The following is a 770-nucleotide window of genomic DNA, read 5'->3' as shown; positions in this document are numbered from 1 at the left end:
ATATCATGTTTGTTGTGGTACCCCAAGTGGTACCCCAAACAGGGGGGAGAGAATGCTATGGCAAGAAAACCGGTAACTCAGGATCGAGAGATCCCCTCATTGATTTTGCAAGGGGAGGCTTCGATTACCCGCTATGCGGTGAAATCTCCCCATGGCGGTGGATTAGCTATTGAGGTTAGGGCAGGGAAGAGCAAGCGGTTTGTCTATCGTTATCGGATTGCTGGCACTCAGGCGACAGTTGTTCTGGGTAATTACCCAGCGTTGTCGTTGGCGCGAGCCAGGCTTGAGCATGCAGAGCTGGCTGCCTTGGTAAAGAAAGGGATAGATCCACGCAAGCATGTTGCTAGTGAAAAGGCTAAAAATGAAACCGCCCTGACGATGGATGAGTTACTTGGGCGATGGCTCGAAGCGCAGCATGTTGCCCAGGCCGTCAAACCAAAGACTCTCCAGTGCCATCAGGAGCGTTGGAATCGTCACCTTAAGAAGAGCTTGGGTAATATTCGTCTAATCGATCTGACTCGTGCCCACTTGGCGCAAGCGTTAGAGATCACTCGACGTGCAACAAAAGATGAAACCCGTAAGGGGCTGGGAACGCTGAACCAGATGTTGGATTATGCGGTAGTTCACTGCCTGATCGAGGCCAACCCTGCGAGACTGTTGCGACCCAAGGATTTTGGTGCCAGTGCCGGTTCGCCAAGAGAGAGATGGCTGACAGTCCCCGAATTGCGCAGGTTATGGAAGGCGATTGACGAGGATCTTGGAAGTGGTGG

The 770-nt window shown here is 52.5% G+C and carries 1 protein-coding gene; it reads left to right on the top strand.

Features of this window, described 5'->3' with window-relative positions:
- Positions 1-57: 57 nt before the first annotated feature.
- Positions 58-770, top strand: a 713-nt coding sequence (locus BN1129_RS06185) for a tyrosine-type recombinase/integrase (RefSeq protein WP_042035210.1), incomplete at its 3' end; no start/stop codon positions are given.

This window comes from Aeromonas popoffii, from assembly GCF_000820025.1.
Classification (GTDB): domain Bacteria; phylum Pseudomonadota; class Gammaproteobacteria; order Enterobacterales; family Aeromonadaceae; genus Aeromonas; species Aeromonas popoffii.
The sequence above is the reverse complement of the archived record's forward strand: the minus strand, read 5'-3'. Positions and strand labels throughout refer to the sequence as shown.